Annotated in this window: 20 protein-coding genes and 1 tRNA gene; 9 read left to right on the forward strand and 12 right to left on the reverse strand. The window is 59.7% G+C overall.

Translation table 11 applies throughout. From position 1 onward, the window contains the following. The first annotated feature begins 9 nt into the window (after positions 1-9). Together pepN and ABDK06_RS01575 are read left to right on the forward strand one after the other, a co-directional pair. Positions 10-2568, forward strand: coding sequence for an aminopeptidase N (gene pepN / locus ABDK06_RS01570; RefSeq protein ID WP_394938215.1), 2559 nt, complete (start codon positions 10-12; stop codon positions 2566-2568). A gap of 183 nt (positions 2569-2751) precedes the next feature. Continuing rightward, positions 2752-3228, forward strand: a complete 477-nt coding sequence (locus ABDK06_RS01575) for an OsmC family protein (RefSeq protein ID WP_394938217.1) — start codon at positions 2752-2754, stop codon at positions 3226-3228. Here the strand turns inward: ABDK06_RS01575 and ABDK06_RS01580 are convergent. Further along, entirely contained in the window at positions 3198-4208 is a 1011-nt protein-coding gene (locus tag ABDK06_RS01580) for an NAD-dependent epimerase/dehydratase family protein (protein ID WP_394938219.1), read from the reverse strand. The genes ABDK06_RS01575 and ABDK06_RS01580 overlap by 31 nt on opposite strands. Before the next feature lie 73 nt (positions 4209-4281). Here ABDK06_RS01580 and ABDK06_RS01585 point away from each other — a divergent pair, with 73 nt between their 5' ends. Both ABDK06_RS01585 and ABDK06_RS01590 read left to right on the forward strand, forming a co-directional pair. Further along, complete coding sequence (locus ABDK06_RS01585) at positions 4282-4965, forward strand: mechanosensitive ion channel family protein (RefSeq protein ID WP_394938221.1); 684 nt, start codon at positions 4282-4284, stop codon at positions 4963-4965. Positions 4966-4967: 2 nt separating this feature from the next. Then, positions 4968-5426 (forward strand): globin, encoded by a 459-nt coding sequence (locus tag ABDK06_RS01590; protein ID WP_394938223.1) that lies wholly within the window; start codon positions 4968-4970, stop codon positions 5424-5426. Here the strand turns inward: ABDK06_RS01590 and ABDK06_RS01595 are convergent. Further along, entirely contained in the window at positions 5423-6106 is a 684-nt protein-coding gene (locus ABDK06_RS01595) for a hypothetical protein (protein WP_394938225.1), read from the reverse strand. The two genes, ABDK06_RS01590 and ABDK06_RS01595, sit on opposite strands and share 4 nt — an antisense overlap. A 191-nt stretch (positions 6107-6297) precedes the next feature. On the opposite strand from ABDK06_RS01595, the gene ABDK06_RS01600 reads away from it, so the two are divergent. Then, positions 6298-7182 (forward strand): acyl-CoA thioesterase, encoded by an 885-nt coding sequence (locus ABDK06_RS01600; RefSeq protein ID WP_394938227.1) that lies wholly within the window; start codon positions 6298-6300, stop codon positions 7180-7182. A gap of 195 nt (positions 7183-7377) precedes the next feature. Here the strand turns inward: ABDK06_RS01600 and ettA are convergent, their stop codons facing one another. The 6 genes from ettA to ABDK06_RS01630 all read right to left on the reverse strand — a co-directional run bounded on the left by ettA (position 7378) and on the right by ABDK06_RS01630 (position 12724). Further along, the gene (gene ettA / locus ABDK06_RS01605; RefSeq protein ID WP_394938229.1) at positions 7378-9060 is read right to left on the reverse strand and encodes an energy-dependent translational throttle protein EttA; all 1683 of its coding nucleotides are present in this window, start codon (positions 9058-9060) and stop codon (positions 7378-7380) included. A gap of 73 nt (positions 9061-9133) precedes the next feature. Next, positions 9134-9637 carry a DUF6993 domain-containing protein gene (locus tag ABDK06_RS01610; RefSeq protein WP_394938231.1) on the reverse strand — a complete coding sequence of 168 codons (504 nt, stop codon included), beginning with the start codon at positions 9635-9637 and terminating at the stop codon, positions 9134-9136. A gap of 4 nt (positions 9638-9641) precedes the next feature. Then, complete coding sequence (locus ABDK06_RS01615; RefSeq protein WP_394938233.1) at positions 9642-10202, reverse strand: MFS transporter; 561 nt, start codon at positions 10200-10202, stop codon at positions 9642-9644. After that, positions 10187-11092, reverse strand: a complete 906-nt coding sequence (locus ABDK06_RS01620) for an MFS transporter (protein WP_394938235.1) — start codon at positions 11090-11092, stop codon at positions 10187-10189. Before ABDK06_RS01620 ends, ABDK06_RS01615 begins: the two co-directional genes overlap by 16 nt. Before the next feature lie 259 nt (positions 11093-11351). Then, positions 11352-11975, reverse strand: a complete 624-nt coding sequence (locus tag ABDK06_RS01625; protein WP_394938237.1) for a single-stranded DNA-binding protein — start codon at positions 11973-11975, stop codon at positions 11352-11354. Between the two features lie 176 nt (positions 11976-12151). Continuing rightward, positions 12152-12724: a TetR/AcrR family transcriptional regulator gene (locus ABDK06_RS01630; RefSeq protein ID WP_394938239.1), complete on the reverse strand. Its 573-nt coding sequence runs from the start codon at positions 12722-12724 to the stop codon at positions 12152-12154. A 93-nt stretch (positions 12725-12817) separates the two neighbouring features. On the opposite strand from ABDK06_RS01630, the gene ABDK06_RS01635 reads away from it, so the two are divergent. After that, complete coding sequence (locus ABDK06_RS01635) at positions 12818-13777, forward strand: NADP-dependent oxidoreductase (protein WP_394938241.1); 960 nt, start codon at positions 12818-12820, stop codon at positions 13775-13777. Positions 13778-13895: 118 nt separating this feature from the next. Here ABDK06_RS01635 and ABDK06_RS01640 read toward each other — a convergent pair. The 3 genes from ABDK06_RS01640 to ABDK06_RS01650 form a co-directional block, all read right to left on the reverse strand. Continuing rightward, positions 13896-13968 (reverse strand) — tRNA-Arg (locus tag ABDK06_RS01640). Between the two features lie 110 nt (positions 13969-14078). Next, on the reverse strand, positions 14079-14336 hold the full coding sequence (locus tag ABDK06_RS01645) for a PLD nuclease N-terminal domain-containing protein (RefSeq protein ID WP_394938243.1): 258 nt from the start codon (positions 14334-14336) through the stop codon (positions 14079-14081). 229 nt (positions 14337-14565) lie between these two features. Beyond that, a complete protein-coding gene (locus ABDK06_RS01650; protein ID WP_394938245.1) occupies positions 14566-15165 on the reverse strand; it encodes a TetR family transcriptional regulator in 600 nt (199 codons plus the stop codon). 96 nt (positions 15166-15261) lie between these two features. On the opposite strand from ABDK06_RS01650, the gene ABDK06_RS01655 reads away from it, so the two are divergent. Together ABDK06_RS01655 and ABDK06_RS01660 are read left to right on the forward strand one after the other, a co-directional pair. Then, positions 15262-16158 carry an SDR family oxidoreductase gene (locus ABDK06_RS01655; protein ID WP_394938247.1) on the forward strand — a complete coding sequence of 299 codons (897 nt, stop codon included), beginning with the start codon at positions 15262-15264 and terminating at the stop codon, positions 16156-16158. A gap of 122 nt (positions 16159-16280) precedes the next feature. Next, positions 16281-16835, forward strand: a complete 555-nt coding sequence (locus ABDK06_RS01660; RefSeq protein ID WP_394938249.1) for a mycothiol transferase — start codon at positions 16281-16283, stop codon at positions 16833-16835. A 28-nt stretch (positions 16836-16863) separates the two neighbouring features. On the opposite strand, the gene map is transcribed toward ABDK06_RS01660, so the two are convergent. After that, positions 16864-17631, reverse strand: coding sequence for a type I methionyl aminopeptidase (gene map, locus ABDK06_RS01665; RefSeq protein WP_394938251.1), 768 nt, complete (start codon positions 17629-17631; stop codon positions 16864-16866). Between the two features lie 63 nt (positions 17632-17694). Between map and ABDK06_RS01670 the strand changes: the two genes are divergently transcribed. Continuing rightward, entirely contained in the window at positions 17695-18357 is a 663-nt protein-coding gene (locus tag ABDK06_RS01670; protein ID WP_394938253.1) for a DNA alkylation repair protein, read from the forward strand. Positions 18358-18425: the final 68 nt, after the last annotated feature.

An 18425-nucleotide genomic window follows, 5' to 3' on the forward strand; every position in this document is an offset into this window, starting at 1 on the left:
AGGCTCACCATGCCAGGAATGAACCTGACGCGGGATGAAGCGCGCACTCGCGCGGAATTGCTCAGCGTAGATTCTTACCACGTTCACTTGGATCTGACTCGTGGAGCTCGGGTCTTCGGCTCCACCACGACCGTCCGGTTCAGCGCCAAGGCCGGAGCTAGCAGCTTCATTGACGCAATCACCGACAAAGTCCACTCGGTCACTCTCAATGGCGCGGAGCTGGACCCCGCGGACGTCTCAGACGGCATTTACATCAAGCTCCCCGAGTTAGCCGCCGAGAACGAACTCGTCGTGGTCGCTGATGCTTTGTACACCAATACCGGCGAGGGCTTGCACCGCTTCGTGGATCCTGTCGACCAGGAAGTCTATCTCTACAGCCAGTTCGAGGTTCCGGATTCACGCCGGGTGTTCGCGGTCTTCGAGCAGCCCGATCTCAAGGCGAGCTTCAGCTTCACGGTGACCGCTCCATCGCACTGGGACGTGATCTCCAACTCCCCCACCCCGGTGCCCGTGGAAGACGGCTCGGACACCGAGGGCGGCGCTCGTAGCACCTGGACCTTCGAACCGACCCCGCGGCTTTCCTCCTACGTCACCGCGCTGATCGCTGGCCCTTACCAGAGCGTCCGGAGCGAACTGACCAGCGCGGACGGCAGGATCATCCCGCTCGGCGTCTTTGCCCGGAAGTCCTTGATGCAGCATCTGGACGCCGAGAACGTCTTCAGCCTCACCCGTCAAGGATTCGAGTTCTTCGAAAAGCAGTTCGGCAAGCCCTACCCGTTCAGCAAATACGATCAGCTCTTCGTCCCGGAGTTCAACGCCGGGGCGATGGAGAACGCCGGAGCTGTCACCTTCTTGGAGAGCTACGTCTTCCGTTCCAAGGTGACCGAAGCGCTTATCGAGCGTCGCGCAATCACCATTCTGCATGAGCTGGCCCATATGTGGTTCGGCGATCTGGTCACCATGCGCTGGTGGAACGACCTCTGGCTCAACGAGTCGTTCGCCGAGTTCATGTCGACTCTGGCGGCCGCCGAGAACACCGAATTCGTGCAGGCGTGGACTACCTTCGCATCGATGGAGAAATCTTGGGCTTATCGGCAGGATCAGTTGCCCTCCACTCACCCCATCGTCGCGGAGATCCGTGATCTGGAAGACGTTCAGGTCAATTTCGATGGCATCACCTACGCGAAAGGCGCATCGGTGCTCCGCCAGCTGGTCGCCTGGGTTGGTCAAGAAGAGTTCATGGCCGGAGTGCGGAGCTATTTCCAGAAGCACTCGTGGAGCAACACCGAATTGCACGATTTGCTCTCCGAACTCGAAGCTTCCAGCGGCCGTGATCTCAAGGAGTGGTCAAAGCTCTGGCTGGAAACAGCCGGCGTCAACACGCTGCGCGCTGAGATCTCCGACGTCGAGGGCACGATCGAGGGTTTCGCGATTCTGCAATCCGCGATTGCGGAGTATCCGACTATCCGGCCACATCGTCTGGCCGTCGGCTTCTACGATCTGGACGACGCCGGGAAGCTGGTGCGCACCCACCGAGTAGAGCTCGACGTCGCGGGCGAACGCACCGAGGTCCCCGAGTTGGCTGGCTTGCAGCGCCCCGCGCTGATTCTGCTCAACGACGACGACCTGGCTTACGCGAAGATCCGTCTCGATGAGCTCTCCCTGGCAACGGCCAAAGCCCATTTGAAGGACTTCGCGGACTCCTTGCCACGCACCTTGGTCTGGGCCTCGGCCTGGGACGCGACGCGCGATGGCGAGACCCCGGCACGGGAGTACGTCGACCTGGTGCTGGCCAATATCGGTTCCGAATCTGACTCCTCAGTTGTCACTGTGCTGCTCAATCAATTGCAGAGCACTCTCGCCTTCTACGTGGCCCCTGAGTTCCAGCACGAAACCAAGCTGTCAGCCGCTGAGTCGCTGTGGTCACTTTTGACGGCGGCAGCTCCGGGCTCGGATTCCCAGTTGCAGTTCGCCCGGGTTTTCGCCATCTTGGCACAGAGCGCTGAGCATCTCGATATCGTCGCGGATCTGCTCAGCGGGAGTTACCGGGTGGAAGGACTGGAGATCGATCAGGATCTGCGCTGGGCGCTCATCACCTCGCTCTCCGCGGGCGGGCGGCTAAGTGAAGCCGATATCACCGCGGAACTGGAGCGGGATGCCACTCAAAACGGTCAGCTCGCCGCAGCGACCGCCACCGCGGCGCTGGCCACTCCGGAGGCAAAGCGGCGGGCATGGCAGCAGGTCGTGGTTGACGGCGAGCTTCCGAATGCAGCATTGAACGCCACGATCGCTGGCTTCAACCGAGTGCATGACAACTCACTGCTGAAGCCTTTCGTCGCCGAGTACTTCGGTGCTATTCGAAGGATCTGGGCGGAGAAATCGCACGAGATATCGTCCAGTATCGTCAACGGACTCTACCCGAGTGGATTAGTTTCCCAGGACACCTTGGACGCCACCGATGAATTCTTGGCGGCGCTCGGCCAGGAAACGCCAGCGCTTCGCCGCCTGATAGTAGAAAGCCGTGACGGCGTGCTGCGTGCATTGAAGGCGCAAGCCGCCGATCGCTAAAGCCAGCTGACCGTTTGAAGGCGGAGCCCCAGCACTGGACCGGGCTCTGCCTTCAGCGTTTTAAAGACCCCGCGGCAACACAACTCAATGCCTCAGTACCTGCCGTTTTAGTGGGATCTCGCTCAGCTTGCGGCTGCTCGCAATAATGAGAATGAGGAAAAGAACGGACGGTAAGATCGCGTTATGGGCCTCAATGAACACCACTACGGACTCAGCGTGGAATGGACCGGAAACCGCGGCACAGGGACCTCCGGTTACCGGGATTACGGTCGGGACCATACGATCAATGCACCCGGCCTGCCCGAGTTGCTGGGCTCTGCCGATCCGACCTTTCACGGTGACAAAACCCGCTGGAATCCTGAATTACTACTGCTCGGAGCGCTCAGTGAGTGCCATATGCTCTCCTACTTACACGTCGCGGTGCTTCACAATGTGCGAGTTATCAGCTACTCCGACGACGCCGTCGGCACCATGATTCTCAATGCGGATGGCAGCGGCCAATTCGAGTCTGTCACGCTGCGTCCAAGGGTTGGATTGGCTGATCCGGCGCAGGAATCATTAGCCCAGGAGCTTCATCGAGAGGCTTCGCAGAAGTGTTTCATCGCTAGGAGCGTGAATTTTCCGGTGCATCACGAACCCTTGGTGCTCCCGGCCTCCTGAAGCGCGATCAATTCGGCTTCTTCAGCGAGGCTCAGGCCAGCACCGCGTTCACGGTCCAGACCGCGGGATCGCTCATCGGCAAGGACCGCTTGCAGGGTTTCGTCAAAGGGCCGCAGCGTCAATCCGGCTTGTTGTGCGGCTTCCCCTTTCCGCTGCAACATACCCTGAGCTTCTTCGGGAAGCCATAACGGCAGCGATCTCGGACCAGCCCAATAGGCCACCCCCTGCTGCACTAGCCAGTCTGGCGAAGCCAGCCGGATCTCCCCTCGATATCCGGTGAGCTCAATCGTTGCGCCAAGGACGGTCTGCACAGGCACCTGCGCACCCACAGCGTCAAAAATACCGCTCAGTTCGCGCTCCAGACCATCCAGCAGCCAGGAGGCCAGGTCCCGGACGTCGATCAACTGGCTCTGCGCGGCCGGTAGATCCGGCACCAGCACCGGAGAATCATCGCGAGCGAAGCGAGCGGGCCAGTACCCATAGCGATCGCTCGGGTCCCCTGGACCACCGATTAGCCCCGGCCTGGCGATCAGCAGCCGGGAACCAAATTCTTCTCGGAGGATGTTCTCGCAGCGCACCTTAGCCTCGCCGTAGTGCTCCAGGAGATCTTGGCCGGGCTGCCACTCGGGCAACAGCTCAGCCGATTCATCACCACCCGGCTGGGATTGATCCGCATAGACCGAAACAGAAGAGACGAATCCCCAGTGCTTTACGCGGCCACGCAGAGCCTGCACTGCCGAGTTCACTTGCTCGGGGTCGCGAGAGACCTCCAGCACGGCATCCCAGTTCCGCGTCTCGTCGGAGAGCAAGGTCTGATAGGCGGCGACGCCGTCGTTCCGGTCCGCGCGGACCAGTTCGACGCCGCGCGGTACCGGCTGGCTGCCGCGGGCCAAGGCGGTGACCTGGTGCCCACGTTTTACCGCCAGCCGGGCAACCGTACGAGAGAGGAACATCGTGCCGCCAAGAATAAGAAGTCGCATAGTACCCAGCGTAATGCTGCAAGAATGGTAAAAGCGCGAGATCCATTCCGCCCTGAGAGGAGCGCCGACTGAGATGACCTGGACCGACGACCCCGCACTGACCAGCTGGATAAGTTCGGCCATCTGCATTGTGATTGGCTTGATTTTCTGGTTGCTCGGTAGGTTTATCATTCGTCGAACAGTGGGCCGGCTGATTCAAGGCAGCTCGCTTTTTCGGCGACGGGGCTTCCGCTGGGCTGAGCCCGTACTGCGCCCCTGGGACTCGGAACGCAAGGTTCAACGGGCGAAAACCATCGGTTCTATTCTGACCTCACTCTTGGGCTTCGTCATAGTGGTGATTGTCGCCATTTATATTTTGCTCAGTTTTCATGTAGATGTCCGGCCGCTGCTCACGAGTTTCGGAATCGTCGGTGTGGCGGTGGGCTTCGGCTGCCAGCAGCTCATTAGAGACTTCCTGGCCGGCGTCTTCATCACCATCGAGGATCAGTACGGCATCGGCGATGTCATTGAAACCTCTGAAGTCGTGGGCAAGGTGGAATCGGTAGGGCTGCGCATCACCACAGTCCGTGGTGAGGACGGCGCTATCTGGTATTTGCGCAACGGTGAAATCCTCCGAGTCGGCAACCGTTCGCAAGGCGAGTATCAGCCCCCGGCCGAGGCATCGGACAACGCACCACAGGCTTCCAGCACTGGTCGGCCACAAACTGACAGTGAAGAGGCTTCAAAACAGCATCCCGGTCAACGAGCAGGCGATTGAAGATGAGCGAAGCGAACGACATCCCGATTCCCTCCCGATTCGGCGAGCCTTTGGCGCGGCTGACCCCGGTGGGCGGCTTCGAGGCTCCTCCGGAGAATTTCTATCAGCAGGTAGGCGGCCACCAGGCCTTCGAAAAACTCGTTCACGAGTTCTATCTCAGGGTGGCAACGGATGAGTTGATTCGCCCGATGTACCCGGAAGAGGATCTGGCTCCGGCGGAACGCAGACTGCTGCTCTTCCTAGAACAGTACTGGGGCGGTCCTCGCACCTATCTGGAAGAGCGCGGCCATCCCAGGTTGAGGATGCGTCACGCCGCTTTCACCATCACGCCCGAGGCCAGGGATCGCTGGCTCACACTGATGCGCGAGGCGCTCGACACCCTTCAATTACCCCCTTTGCAGGACGCCACCCTCTGGGATTATCTGGATCGCGCTGCGCACTCCATGGTCAACTCGGCTTAGAGCGTGCTCGGCGGTCTCACCAGAACGTGTCCGTGGGCACTGCTCAGTCTGATCCAGCGACCCGAGCGGTAAAAGGTGATGTGCTCCCCGGACCGCCAGAAACCCAGTGCGTAACCTGCGAAGGCCGCCCCCCCGGGAAGACCCGATAACCCTGGCATATCGCGGCCCCAGACCGCGGCCCGCGCATTATTGACAATGAGCGCGCCCGGATTGACCGGGATGATTTGTGCTATCTCACGGACACCTTCTTTGGCGACAGCAATGAGCTGATCGGCGGCAAGCTCAATCTCCGGACGCCAATCGGCCCGAGGAGCGCTGAGCGCCGCCCATGATTCATTGACCGTCACGGTGGGGATCGGCAGCTCGGTGTCGGTCTCATGCAACCTGGCGAGTCGATCGGCGACCGCTGCCAGAGGCACTGTGCAATCCAGCCCGATATCGCTCTGCTCCGAATCAGTCGGTCCAGCATTGATGTGTTCAACGAGGGCCATGGTGCGTAACCCGAGGATGGTGGGAGTTCCTTCGCCGAGCAGCCGTGGCCGCATCGAGCACACCCAGGCTGCGAGCACTGTGCCGTTGGATTGCAGTCGGATTGCGCCGTCGTCCGCGGCTCGCGCTCGACTGACGAAAGTGCGAAAATCCGCGACTGTCTGGGGATCGCTGAAGCGAAGACTGCTCATGCCCCATCTTCGCAAAGCTCAGCAGTCAGACCAAAAAGTGTGTTCAAAGACACGGCTCTTTAACCGCTCATGACTGCGTGAAGTGTTCCACGCGAGCCGCCCGCCTGCGCTGACTCCAGGCAGACTGATCGCAGCTTCAGGAAGCTTCACCGAAATCTGCTCGGAGGACACCCCGAGTTAGGCTTAGAACTATGACCGATGACGCGCCAAGCTCAGTGCAGAACCTTCTGGAGCTCTTAGACCTCAGTAATGCCGGCGGAGCCCAAACTGACGAAGACATCTTCGTGGGAAGCTCTCAACGGCAATACTCGCAACGTGTCTTTGGTGGTCAGGTTCTGGCTCAGTCCCTGATCGCCGGGATCCGAACGGTCGAGGAAAGCCGTGCGGTGCACTCCCTGCACGGCTACTTTCTGCGAGCCGGGGACGCCGATCTGCCGATCACCTTCGGAGTGCAACGACTCCGGGACGGCAGGTCTTTTTCGGCGCGCAGAATTCATGCCTACCAAAATGCGGTGCCTATTCTGTCGATGATCGCTTCCTTTCAGGAACCGGATGTCGGCATCGATCACCAGGACTCAATGCCCGCGGGTATTCCCGACCCAGAGACTCTGCCGAGCGCTGCTCAGCTTTTAGCGGGTCTTAACCATCCGCTGGCAAAAGCGACCTTTCGCCGTCCCTTCGACGTCCGCCATGTGGGGAGCAATCTCTACCTCACGCCCGATGAAGGCGATCGGCAGCCTTATCAAGCTGTCTGGATGAAAGCCGTGGACAGATTTCCGGATGACCCGAACCTGCACCGGGCGGCTCTCGCCTTCGCCAGTGACTACACCCTGCTGGAGCCTTCACTCAGACCTCACGGGTTGAGTTGGACCACTCCGGGGATGTCGGTAGCGAGCTTGGACCACGCGATGTGGTGGCACCGCCCGGCCAGGGTGGACGAGTGGCTGCTCTACGTCTCCGCCTCACCGAGTGCCTCTGGGGCACGCGGGCTCAATATCGGCAAGTTCTTCACCCGCGAGGGGGTGCTGGTAGCCTCGGTAGCCCAAGAGGGAATGATCCGGGTTCCGCGGCTTTGACCCCGAGGACTCAAGCCCAAGGCTGAGCGTTAGGCTCTCTGCTCCTCAAGTCTTGCTCACGATGGCTCCGAGACGACGATAGCCCACTGATCCGACATCTGAGCCCGCACGTCCGCCCAGCGCGAATCACGAGCGTTGGGCGGACGTGGGGACTATTGCGGGTTCAGCAGACCATCAAAAGACCGGCCGGAAAACCTAGTCCCGGGTGAGCTTGCGGTAAGTCACCCGGTGCGGGCGAGCGGCGTCAGCGCCCAGTCGCTCGACTTTATTCTCCTCGTAGGACTCGAAGTTCCCCTCGAACCAGTACCAGTTCGCCGGGTTCTCCTCGGTGCCTTCATAGGCCAGGATGTGAGTGGCGACTCGGTCGAGGAACCAGCGATCGTGCGAGACCACCACGGCGCAGCCCGGGAACTCAAGCAAGGCGTTTTCCAGGCTGGAAAGAGTTTCGACGTCCAGATCGTTAGTGGGCTCATCGAGCAGCAGCAGATTACCGCCCTGTTTCAGAGTCAACGCCAGATTCAGCCGGTTGCGTTCACCACCGGAAAGCACACCAGCCTTCTTCTGCTGATCCGGGCCCTTGAATCCGAAAGCCGAAACATAGGCCCGTGACGGCATTTCGACATTGCCGACCTTGATGAAATCGAGTCCGTCCGAGACGACCTCCCAGAGATTCTTCTCCGGGTCGATGCCACCACGGCTCTGATCGACATAGGAGACCCGAACCGAGTCACCGATCTTCAACTCACCGCCGTCGAGCGGTTCCAGCCCGACGATGGTCTTGAACAGCGTGGTCTTTCCCACGCCATTGGGTCCAATCACCCCGACGATGCCGTTGCGTGGCAAGGAGAAAGAGAGCCCATTGATCAGCTCACGATCACCGAAGCCCTTCTGGAGTTTGGTGGCCTCCAGCACAAGGGAACCCAGACGCGGTCCCGGCGGAATCTGGATCTCCTCGAAATCGAGTTTGCGGGTCCGGTCCGCTTCAGCGGCCATCTCCTCATAGCGGGCCAGACGAGCCTTGGATTTGGTCTGTCGTCCCTTGGCATTGGAGCGAACCCAATCGAGTTCCTCAGAAAGCCTCTTGGCAAGTTTGGCATCCTTCTTGCCCTGCACCTCAAGGCGAGCACGCTTCTTCTCCAGATAGGTGGAGTAGTTGCCCTCGTAGGGATACAGGTGACCGCGATCAACTTCAGCGATCCACTCGGCGACGTGATCCAGGAAGTAACGATCGTGCGTCACCGCCAAGACGGCGCCTGCATAGCTGGAAAGGTGCTGCTCGAGCCAGAGCACACTTTCCGCGTCAAGGTGGTTGGTGGGCTCATCGAGCAACAGCAAATCGGGCTTCTGCAACAGCAGCTTGCACAGCGCCACGCGGCGGCGTTCGCCGCCGGAGAGAACCGTGACGTCGGCATCGCCGGGCGGGCAGCGCAGCGCGTCCATCGCCTGTTCCAATTGCGAATCCAGGTCCCAGGCGTCAGCGGCGTCGATGGCCTCCTGAAGCTTGCCCATCTCCTCCAGCAGCGAATCATAATCCGCGTCCGGGCTGGCCATCTCCTCTGAGATCTGGTTGAACCGCTGGATCTTTCCGTAGATCTCACCAACGCCTTCTTGGACATTGCCGAGTACGGTTTTTTCCTCGTTCAGGGGGGGCTCTTGGAGCAGAATGCCCACCGTGTAGCCAGGACTCAGCCGGGCTTCGCCATTGGAGGGCGTGTCAAGACCCGCCATGATTTTGAGGATGGTCGATTTACCAGCACCGTTCGGCCCCACTACGCCAATTTTGGCTCCGGGGAAGAAAGACATGCTGACATCGTCGAGGATGACCTTATCGCCCACAGCTTTGCGGGCCTTGGTCATGGTGTAAATGAATTCCGCCATGCTTCCAGGCTAGTGGGTGGAGGGGGCTATCTCCCAACGGGGAACGGATTCTCGGTGAATAAGCTCACCGAGATCAGCTTTGATCCCCCACGAAGCATTTGCCGGTGCTGAGCACTGGCTGCAGAGTGACGGCTACTTTGCCTTCTCTGACTTGGCCAATGACACAGGACTTCTCTATTTTGACCGAACCTTGGATGGCGTCGACGTCCAGCCCTGTCGGAGTTTTCGAAATCGAGACCTCAACGTCCTTAGCCGCTACCCCCAGACCTTGTAGGGTGCTGCGAAGCTGGTCCTGGCTGGGTTGAGGGCTTTTTGCAGCGAGCGCAGTCAAGGCCTGATTGAGCTTTGTCACCATGGAACCGACAGGACCCGGTGATTCACTGGCTAGCTGAGATGCAGCGGGTGCGGTGGTCTCCCCCGTTGACGGCGTGTGATTGGTGCAAGCTGACAGAGCCAGGCCCAGCGCAAGAGCGAGCCCGAGACTCAGCGGCATCCGGGAAAGCGGACGAAGTCTTGGCAACTCGTGGCTCCGCGGTTGCCGGACGCCGGGTTGCGGGGCTGCTTGGATCTTAGTCACTCATTCATTCTGCCATGAGCTGGTTCTGCGCAACGGTTCGCAGTGCTTGAGCCTTGGTCCGGAAAGAAACGACGACTCCAGCAGTGGCAAGCAACACGGAAATGCCTAGGGTCACGATCAACGGAAAGCTGCTTTGCTGGTCGATGCCTTCCAAAGATGCTCCTGAGATAGCTCCGAAAAGCACACCGACCACGGCGAGCGCCATAGCAGATCCTATTGAATCAGCCATTGACAACGCGGATGACACTGCGCCCTGGGTACTACGCGATGCTTGGCTGAGTCCCATGGTGCTCAATCGGGCCAGTCCGAATCCCATGCCGGTACCGGCCAGCACCCAGGCCACCATGAGGATAGCAGCGGGCAAGTTCACCAGGAGAGCGAGGAGCACCATGAGTAAAGAGCAGCAGAGCAATATTGTCCCGCTCTGCACCGCTAGCGGGTGGGAGACCCGATCCGTCAATCTAGATTGGGCCACCGAAGCAACGGTCCAGGAAACCCCGCCAACCGTGAGCGCGATTCCAGCCAAGGACGGCGTCAGGCCGTAATGATCTACCAAGGCCAACACCAGATAAACCTCGGCACTGAAAAAGCGCCGGAGATCAAGGCGCGCAGCAGAATAATGCTGGGCAGTCCGCGCTTCGCGATCAGGGTTCCCGACGGCACCAAGTGTCGTATGGACAGGAGCAGCCCGGTGAGCCCGACCACGACAAAGGCAATCGCAATCATTCTGGAGAACTGCGCAGCCATGCCAAGGCACAAGGTTGCAGCAGCGGCGGCAAAAGCCCAGAGCAACCTCCTGCCCCAAGGGTTTTCGGGATTTCCCGGCCCCATCTCAGAAGCATTGGCTCGGATGCCAGGCAGTGTCATGAGCAAGGCCACCGGCAACAGGATCAGAACCCCGAAGAACACCCATCTCCAGTGAAGATGATCAGCGATGAGCCCGGCGATCGATGGACCGACCACTGAGGGCACAGCCCAAGCCACCGAAAAAGCAGCGAAGATCTTGGGCAGTAACACCGAAGGATAGATCCGGGCGAGCAGGACGTAGATCACCACGCTGATCGCCCCACTGCCAATCCCCTGTACAGCACGGGCTGCAACCAGCAGGAACATCGAGTTTGCGGTTCCTGCCAAAAGCAAGCCCACAGCAAAGACGGTCATAGCAAGAAGCAGAGGCGCCTTCGGCCCTCGACGATCTGACCAAGAGCCAGCGGCAACCATACCAATGACGCCGGTTGCATAGGTCATGGCGAAGACCAGGCCGTACAGCGCATCACCAGAGAGATCCCTGCTCACCGCAGGCATAATCGTGGTGACAGCGAGGGATTCAAATGCGGTCAGCACCACAATGGAAAAGATCCCCAACGTGGTCATCAAATACCTGGACGACCACACTGATTCTTTAGTCACCGTTACGCCCTCATCAATCTTCGCTACCCGCTCATCAATATCCACACAAGAAATCTAGAACCTCAACTGAAGTTGAGGTCAAGCTCACGCATCTCTTCAGCACCATCGCCGCTCTTTCAGCACGTTTCGGCTTAGGATTCGCCTCTTCCTGCGTTATTTGCTGACTTGATTTACTCACTTTGATTCATTGCCTCAGCTGGCATCTTCTCCAAGCGTGCGCTGCTTTCGCCGTCATACTCCAGCTTCAGTTCCCAGCTATCTGGCTCCCTTCCTTTTGACTAAAGACCGCCGATGGCAGGGTGGTCTAGAAAACAGGCTCCACGTCTTTTTCGGGGATACCTGGATTTGCATCGCTCTGTTCGGTGACCACCTCGCTAAACTGCAGCCCCTCAGCAGGATTGATGAACCAGCCGGGTGATTCGCCATCCGCAGCGAGCTTGTCCTTGCTTCTCACCTCGAGTTCTTCCCCTGATTCAGTCACAGCGTCTGAGGACTGAGTGGCTAAGGAGGCCTGTTGGAGTGATGAGGAACCATTGTTTTCTGAGCTTCTGTTCTCCGAAAGATCAAGATTCTGGCTTGCCCGTTTGAATCTCGCGGTGCCCCACACTAGATCGTGGCCGACAGCATCTGCCATGATCTCCGGCGCTATCCCTCGGCGCTCACCTTTGGCCCACTGCCGTAGCTTTAATTTTCCGGTGACGATCACCCGTTCGCCTTTGAGCACGCTGCACGCTGCGTTTTGAGCCAGGCCTCGAAACATGGAGACCGTGTACCAATTGGTCCCCGAATCCACCCATTGGCTTTTCAACCGGTCAAAACGACGTTCGGTCGAACCGAGACGAAAAGTGGCGACTGGCCATCCCGACTCCGTCAAATTGCTTCTGATCTCGCTCGCTACAAATCCACGAACTGTCACAAGGTCATTCATTTCCTCCGCCTTTCAATGATCTCTCCGGTGCACTGCACCTTAGGAAAGATCATTTCTCGTAACATCGGATTGGCACATGGCTCGCCCTCCCGATGTGAGGAAACCGTCCAAAATCCTGCCTTGAGGAGGAGATGTTGATGGAAGGTCAAAGTCACTTTCACTGCTGGTTGAGTAGTTCAGAGTGTGGTTCGGAGGCCGTCCATCAGAATGTTGAGCAGGCGGCTTGCTCTAGCGTCGTGTTCGTGCGGATGAGCCACGGTGAAGATGCCGATCAAGCTGGCAGCGATGTCTTCAGCGCTCACATCAGCGCGGAGTTCACCGGTCGCTCGGCCCGCGTCCAGGAGGGCGTCGATGGCCGTGAGCAGCTCATCGCGGGTCTGAGCGTGGGCGATCTCGCCCGATTCGATCATCACAAGCAAGGTGTCGAGCATGCCATTCTTGGCGGCGATCCAGTCCCCGAACAAATCCATCCAGCCTCGCAGCGCCGAGGACGGCGGCAGCTCGCTGAGTAACTCACGGGCACCAGAAGTGAGCCGCGCGACCTGATCGCGGTAGACCGCGTCAACCAACGATTCACGAGAGGGAAAGTGCCGGTAGAGCGTCGCGATGCCGACGCCGGCCTCACGCGCGATCGCCCGCATAGAAGGCTCAGTGCCAGCAGAAATGAACACTCGAGTCGCCGCTTCGAGAAGTTGCTTGCGGTTACGAGTGGCATCCGCTCGTAGCTCGCGAATGGCTGAATCTTCCAAAACGGATCACGCTCCGATTGTGTTACGCTGGTGTTATAAATGGAGCATAGTCCACTTTTGCTCCTTTTCTTCGTCACAAGGAGACACGCGAGCATGCAAGAACCGAGCATCAGCACATCGACGCCCACAAGCCGAGCAGTCCAGCTCGAAGCATTCGGCGACCACGAGGCCTTGCACCTGCGCGAGGTCCCCACACCACAAGCCGGTCCGCAGCAGATCCGTGTGCGAGTCACCGCCGCCGGACTGAACCCGATGGACTGGTTCATGACCTCCGATGCTGACACCGCCGCCCGATTCGGCCTCAGCCTGCCATCCGGGTTCGGCACAGACTATGCCGGTGTGGTTGACCAGATCGGTGACGGGGTAAGTGAGTTCGCTGTCGGCGACCGAGTATTCGGCGGCGCCATGTCCCGCGCGATCGCCGACCACCTCGTCATAGACATCGCAGGCACCATCCCGGCCGGCGGCGAAGCACACCACACCCCCGACGGCCTCGAGGACCGCACCGCCGCCATCCTGACCATCGCGGGACGAACCGCCGCCGCTGCCATCGCCGTCGTCAACCCGAAACCAAACGACACACTACTGATCGGCGGCGCAGGAGGCGGAGTGGGCGTGTTCGCCGTCCAACTCGCTCGCCTCGCAGGTGCACGAGTGATCGGAACAGGATCGGCAACCTCGGCCGATGCCCTGCGCGCACTAGGAGCCGAACCAGTCACCTATGGAGAAGGCCTAGCCGACCGGCTCCGCACCCTAGCCCCCCACGGCATCACCGCAGCCATCGACCTCTACGGCACAGACACCGCGCAGATCGCACGAGATCTCGGCGTGCCCGACGAACGCATCACCACCATCGCCGCACGAGTCGAGGGAATCACCCCAGCGAACGGAGCCAACACCAGCCGGGAAACCATCCAAGAAATCGCCCGCCTCGTCGCAAGCAACCAACTCCGGATACCCATCGCAGCCAGCTTCCCCGTCGAACAAATCCGCACCGCCGTCGAACAGCAATCCAACCGCCACGTCCACGGCAAAATCGTCATCGACCTCTAGACCTTCGCCCAAGAAGCCGGGGAAACCGCTTTCACTATCCAGCTGGTTAGTGAAAGCAGGCAAAGCCCGAACCCTAGCCCTGATTCGTCGGGCCAGAGTTCGGGCTTTGCGCGTTGAGTGCCCCGGACAGGAATCGAACCTGCGACCAAGAGATTAGAAGGCTCCTGCTCTATCCGCTGAGCTACCGAGGCGGGTGCTGCCCATCGGGCAAAACACGCTACTACTCTACCGAATCTTGTCCAATAATCCTCCCCGACATCTCGACCAGCCGCTCAGGACAGCTCACAAGACAGCTCCAATGCTACGAACCGACATCAGTTCGATAGGTGCCCTTCTGGCGACCCCAGATGAACCAGCCGAGCGGACCGAGAAACGGAAAAGCAAAAACAACCAGGATCCACAGGGCTTTACCACCAGCGGTCAGATTGCTCGAGCCCAGCACGGAGATCAGGGCGCTGATAAAGAAGATGACAAGTCCCAGGCAGAAAGCTAGCAGGCAGATTATCAGTACGACGCCTGAGGTTTGTTCCGGGGTGATGGTGCTTTGCTCAGCGATCATGCTGGACAAATTCTGCATACTGTTATGACTCCTCGTTGCTTGAGATTTAGCTCCGCACAGCGGTTAGCTCTCCCCTAGTCAAGCATCCAAGCTCACTGAAGGGATCCGCCCTGGGTCTTAAAGACCATCATCCGAAGGGATGAGCATCACCTCGGATACCCTCTCCCCGCGCGCGCTCCGGGCCCCCGGCAGAACATATCCGTGGAGCGTATTGGATCAGACCGGCAAGCTAACCGGCCGCAATGAGCGTGCGCAGCTGCTGGAACACTGAATGTTGGACCTCGCTGAAACCACGCGGTTCCTCGGCTGCGATCCAGATCGCAAAAGCGGCCCGGAAAACTGTGACGCCGCTCTCCGCCGCAAGCGTGGCCGTCACAGTATCGACGCCCCGCTGCCTGAGCACGTCCGCCATCGTCTCCGCAAGAGTGGAAAGCTTGATCAGTTCGCGTTCCTGAAGGCCAGGATGAGCGTTGATCACTCGCTGCCGCATAGCCGACCAGTTACGCCGCTCCTCAGGAAAAAGCATGGCGGCGCCCTCGAGCGCAGCAAAGACTAGTTTCATCACCCCATCAGTCGAGCCGACGAGCTCGAGCTCAGTGGAAGCATCGGAATCACCCGCCAATCCATCGAGGAAGAACTGCTCGAAGCGAGCCTGATCAGTGAAAAGCACTTCTCGCTTATCGGCAAAATAGCGGAAGAAAGTGCGCTCGGTCAGCCCCGCCGCCGCCGCGATCTCGGCAACTGTGACGCCGTCGAAACCGCGAGTCTCAAAAAGCTCCAGGGCAGCATTCCGCAATCGTTCAGCTGATCCCGGTTGCCATCTCGCCATCTTCCCATTCTACTCACGACAGAGACTGACATCATAGTGATATAGTCATGACAGTAACTGACATTAAGGCCTTCACGGCCAGAGGAGGTAAAACTTATGCGAGTCTTCGTCACCGGCGCCAGCGGCTGGATCGGATCCGCCACTGTCGATGACCTGCTGAATGCGGGTCATCAGGTGGTGGGCTTGGTCAGATCAGAAACCGCCGCTGCCGAGCTTCAGGCAAAGCATGCCGAGGTCTTGTTCGGGAACCTGGATGATCTTGAGACGCTACGTCGTGGGGCTGCCGAGTCGGACGGCGTCATCCACTTGGCCAATAAGCACGATTGGAATGATCCCGCTGAATCCAATCGTGCGGAGCGGGCCGCCGTGGAAGCCATTGCAGAGACGCTGGTGGGCTCAGATCGCCCCTTCGTGCTGGCATCCGGCCTTTTTCAGCCCGACCACGAAGGGCTCACTCTCGAAACGGACAACCACCCGGAGTCCGGCCCGGGCTCGCTGCGCGGCGGAAGTGAAAATCTGGCCCTCGACTACGTCACCCGGGGCGTCCGAAGCATTGCCGCACGATTCGCGCCGACGGTTCATGGCTTGGGCGACCATGGCTTCATCGCCTTGATCACCGCCGCGGCACGTCGCCACGGCGTCTCCTGCTATATCGGCGATGGTTCCGCCGAGTGGGCAGCCGTGCACCGCACCGATGCGGCTCGGCTGATTCGCCTCGGCCTGGAGCAGGCACCTGCCGGGACCCGCCTGCATGCCGTGGCAGAGCAGGGCATTCGCTCTCGCACCATCGCTGAAACTATCGGCGAAGCCTTCGATCTGCCGGTCACCTCGATCTCCCCGGACGACGCCGTGGAACACTTCGGATTCCTCGGAAGGCTCTTCGGCACACAGATGAGGGCCTCGAATGCGCAGACCCGCGCATCGTTCTCCTGGAACCCCACCGGGCCAACACTTGCGGAGGACATCCTCAACGGTGCTTACGCCGAGGCCTGATCAGGACAGCCCCAGGGCCTTCCGGTTCCTCACTCCGACGTGCCACACTTCCAGGATCAGTAGCAGGAGAATTTCTGGCATTCAGGACTTCAACGGTCCTGAATTGCCTTTAAGGTGGCCCTATGGAAACCATTCGATTCATCGAACCACCGCTTTCCGGGACCGAAGCCGAAGTGCTGATCGGCGTCCTGGAAAGAACTCGCAGCGTCTTCGCCTGGAAGTGCCAGGGCATTTCCAGCACGGGCTTGAACAGCACTCTCGGTTCATCCCGAGTGACCCTTGGTGGCTTACTCAAGCATCTGGCGTGGGTCGAAGAGCAGAATTTCGGCTGGAAGCTCTCAGGACGTCGGCCGAGCCCACCCTGGGACTCCGTCGACTGGCGGGCGAATCCCGACTGGGAATGGACGTCTGCGGCAGAGAACTACCCGGAAGAGTTGAAGAAACTCTGGTCCGAAGCGGTTGAGCGCTCCCGAACAGCCCTGGCCGGCGCCCTGCTGACCGGTGACCTAGGGCAGCCGGTGCACATTGCCGACGAGGATGGAAATCACGCGAATCTTCGCAGAATCATCGTCGATCAGATCGATGAGTACGCCCGGCACAATGGCCATGCCGACCTGCTCAGGGAATCAATCGATGGTTCGGTGGGTGAAGACCCGCCCACCGGGTTCAGCTGGTGAGCAACTGCACCGCTCAAGCCGAGTCCAGTCACAAGGCGGTCAGGATGAGCGGACCGTCTTGAGTCACCGCAATGGTGTGCTCGCTGTGCGCAGCACGCCTGCCGTGCGGAGACCTCAGCGTCCAGCCATCGGCATCGTGCCGATAAGCTCCTGAGCCACCAGCGATCAACATCGGCTCGATGGCGATCACCAGGCCGGCCTCAAGCTTCAAACCGCGTCCCGGTTGGCCTTCATTGGGAACATGAGGCTCTTCGTGCATCGCCCGGCCCACCCCGTGCCCACCGTGATCATCGAGGATCCCATAACCGGCGCGCCGTGCTACTCCACTGACGGCATAGCCGATATCGCCGATCGTATGACCTATTCTCGCTTGCTCAATACCTCGAGCGAGTGCGGCGTCACAAACGTCGATCAAGGCCTGGTCCGCCGGATCGGGGGTACCGACGATGAAACTCACCGCGGAGTCCCCACACCAGCCGTCCAGGAAGGCCCCACAGTCAATGGAGACCAGATCGCCGTCCGCGATCCGATCATCATTGGGCACGCCGTGCACAATGGCGTCATTGACACTGGCGCAGATCACTCCGGCAAAGGGAGTCGGTGCCCAGCGGGGGTGATAATTCAGGAAGGCCGGCGTGGCTCCCGCCTCGGCGATCACTGTGGCGGCGACGTCGTCGAGTTCCCTGAGTGAAACATCCACCGCTGCGACGCTACGGACGGCGGCCAAAGCTTGGGCGACAACGCGCCCGGCTTCCCGCAGAGCTTGAACTTCACCGATGGATTTCAAGACGACCATGAAACTACTCTACGCATTGGCCTCGTTCCATGTTTATATGGGCAGATGCCCCAGCATGCGCTCATGAGCCAGATTCAGCAGGAGCTGCGGAACGCCGCAGATCCACTCCGTGCGCCAAAGATGCAGGCTTATATGAAATCCTCAATGCCCTATCTCGGGGTGACTATGCCGCAAGTTCGGAAGATAACGACGACGGCGGTGCGCGAGCGGCCCTTCGAGAACGCGGCCGAGCTATTGCGAACCGCGGAATTCTTCTGGCGGGCAGCTCACTATCGGGAAGAACGGTATGTCGCACTGGCTCTCACCGATGTAAAAGAAGTAGCACAAAATCTCGACTTTCTGCCGCTGTACCAAGAGATGGTGAGATCTGGCGCCTGGTGGGACTACGTCGACTGGGTAGCTCATCGAATCCGGGGCCTCCTGCACGCCCATCCCGGTACGCTCGCCCCGCTTTTGATCGACTGGAGCGTGCACGAGAATTTCTGGTTCCGCAGATTGTCGATCATCAGCCAGTTGCAGGCCAAGGATGAGACCGATCTGGAATTGCTCACCAAAGTGATCGAAGTGAATATGGCGGATTCGGAATTCTTCGTTCGCAAAGCCATTGGCTGGGCACTCCGGGATTACGCCAGGACCGATCCGCTCTGGGTGCTGAACTTCGTCGATCTCCGATCGGGTCTACTCAGCCCGCTTTCCCGCCGGGAAGCACTCAAACATCTGATTTAGCGGCTCCTTCGGTGAGCGACGATGTTATTCTTCCTAGTATTCCTGAAGCATTCACCACCCAGTAGTAG

This window comes from Psychromicrobium ferritrahens, from assembly GCF_043789415.1.
In the GTDB taxonomy this organism is placed as follows: domain Bacteria; phylum Actinomycetota; class Actinomycetes; order Actinomycetales; family Micrococcaceae; genus Renibacterium.

What these genes read in the sequence shown, in the direction of transcription:
- pepN (WP_394938215.1), top strand. Translation starts at nt 10, where the DNA reads ATGCCAGGAATGAACCTGACGCGGGATGAAGCGCGCACTCGCGCGGAA.
- ABDK06_RS01575 (WP_394938217.1), top strand. Translation starts at nt 2,752, where the DNA reads ATGGGCCTCAATGAACACCACTACGGACTCAGCGTGGAATGGACCGGA.
- ABDK06_RS01580 (WP_394938219.1), bottom strand. Translation starts at nt 4,208, where the DNA reads ATGCGACTTCTTATTCTTGGCGGCACGATGTTCCTCTCTCGTACGGTT.
- ABDK06_RS01585 (WP_394938221.1), top strand. Translation starts at nt 4,282, where the DNA reads ATGACCTGGACCGACGACCCCGCACTGACCAGCTGGATAAGTTCGGCC.
- ABDK06_RS01590 (WP_394938223.1), top strand. Translation starts at nt 4,968, where the DNA reads ATGAGCGAAGCGAACGACATCCCGATTCCCTCCCGATTCGGCGAGCCT.
- ABDK06_RS01595 (WP_394938225.1), bottom strand. Translation starts at nt 6,106, where the DNA reads ATGAGCAGTCTTCGCTTCAGCGATCCCCAGACAGTCGCGGATTTTCGC.
- ABDK06_RS01600 (WP_394938227.1), top strand. Translation starts at nt 6,298, where the DNA reads ATGACCGATGACGCGCCAAGCTCAGTGCAGAACCTTCTGGAGCTCTTA.
- ettA (WP_394938229.1), bottom strand. Translation starts at nt 9,060, where the DNA reads ATGGCGGAATTCATTTACACCATGACCAAGGCCCGCAAAGCTGTGGGC.
- ABDK06_RS01625 (WP_394938237.1), bottom strand. Translation starts at nt 11,975, where the DNA reads ATGAATGACCTTGTGACAGTTCGTGGATTTGTAGCGAGCGAGATCAGA.
- ABDK06_RS01635 (WP_394938241.1), top strand. Translation starts at nt 12,818, where the DNA reads ATGCAAGAACCGAGCATCAGCACATCGACGCCCACAAGCCGAGCAGTC.
- ABDK06_RS01645 (WP_394938243.1), bottom strand. Translation starts at nt 14,336, where the DNA reads ATGATCGCTGAGCAAAGCACCATCACCCCGGAACAAACCTCAGGCGTC.
- ABDK06_RS01650 (WP_394938245.1), bottom strand. Translation starts at nt 15,165, where the DNA reads ATGGCGAGATGGCAACCGGGATCAGCTGAACGATTGCGGAATGCTGCC.
- ABDK06_RS01655 (WP_394938247.1), top strand. Translation starts at nt 15,262, where the DNA reads ATGCGAGTCTTCGTCACCGGCGCCAGCGGCTGGATCGGATCCGCCACT.
- ABDK06_RS01660 (WP_394938249.1), top strand. Translation starts at nt 16,281, where the DNA reads ATGGAAACCATTCGATTCATCGAACCACCGCTTTCCGGGACCGAAGCC.
- map (WP_394938251.1), bottom strand. Translation starts at nt 17,631, where the DNA reads ATGGTCGTCTTGAAATCCATCGGTGAAGTTCAAGCTCTGCGGGAAGCC.
- ABDK06_RS01670 (WP_394938253.1), top strand. Translation starts at nt 17,695, where the DNA reads ATGAGCCAGATTCAGCAGGAGCTGCGGAACGCCGCAGATCCACTCCGT.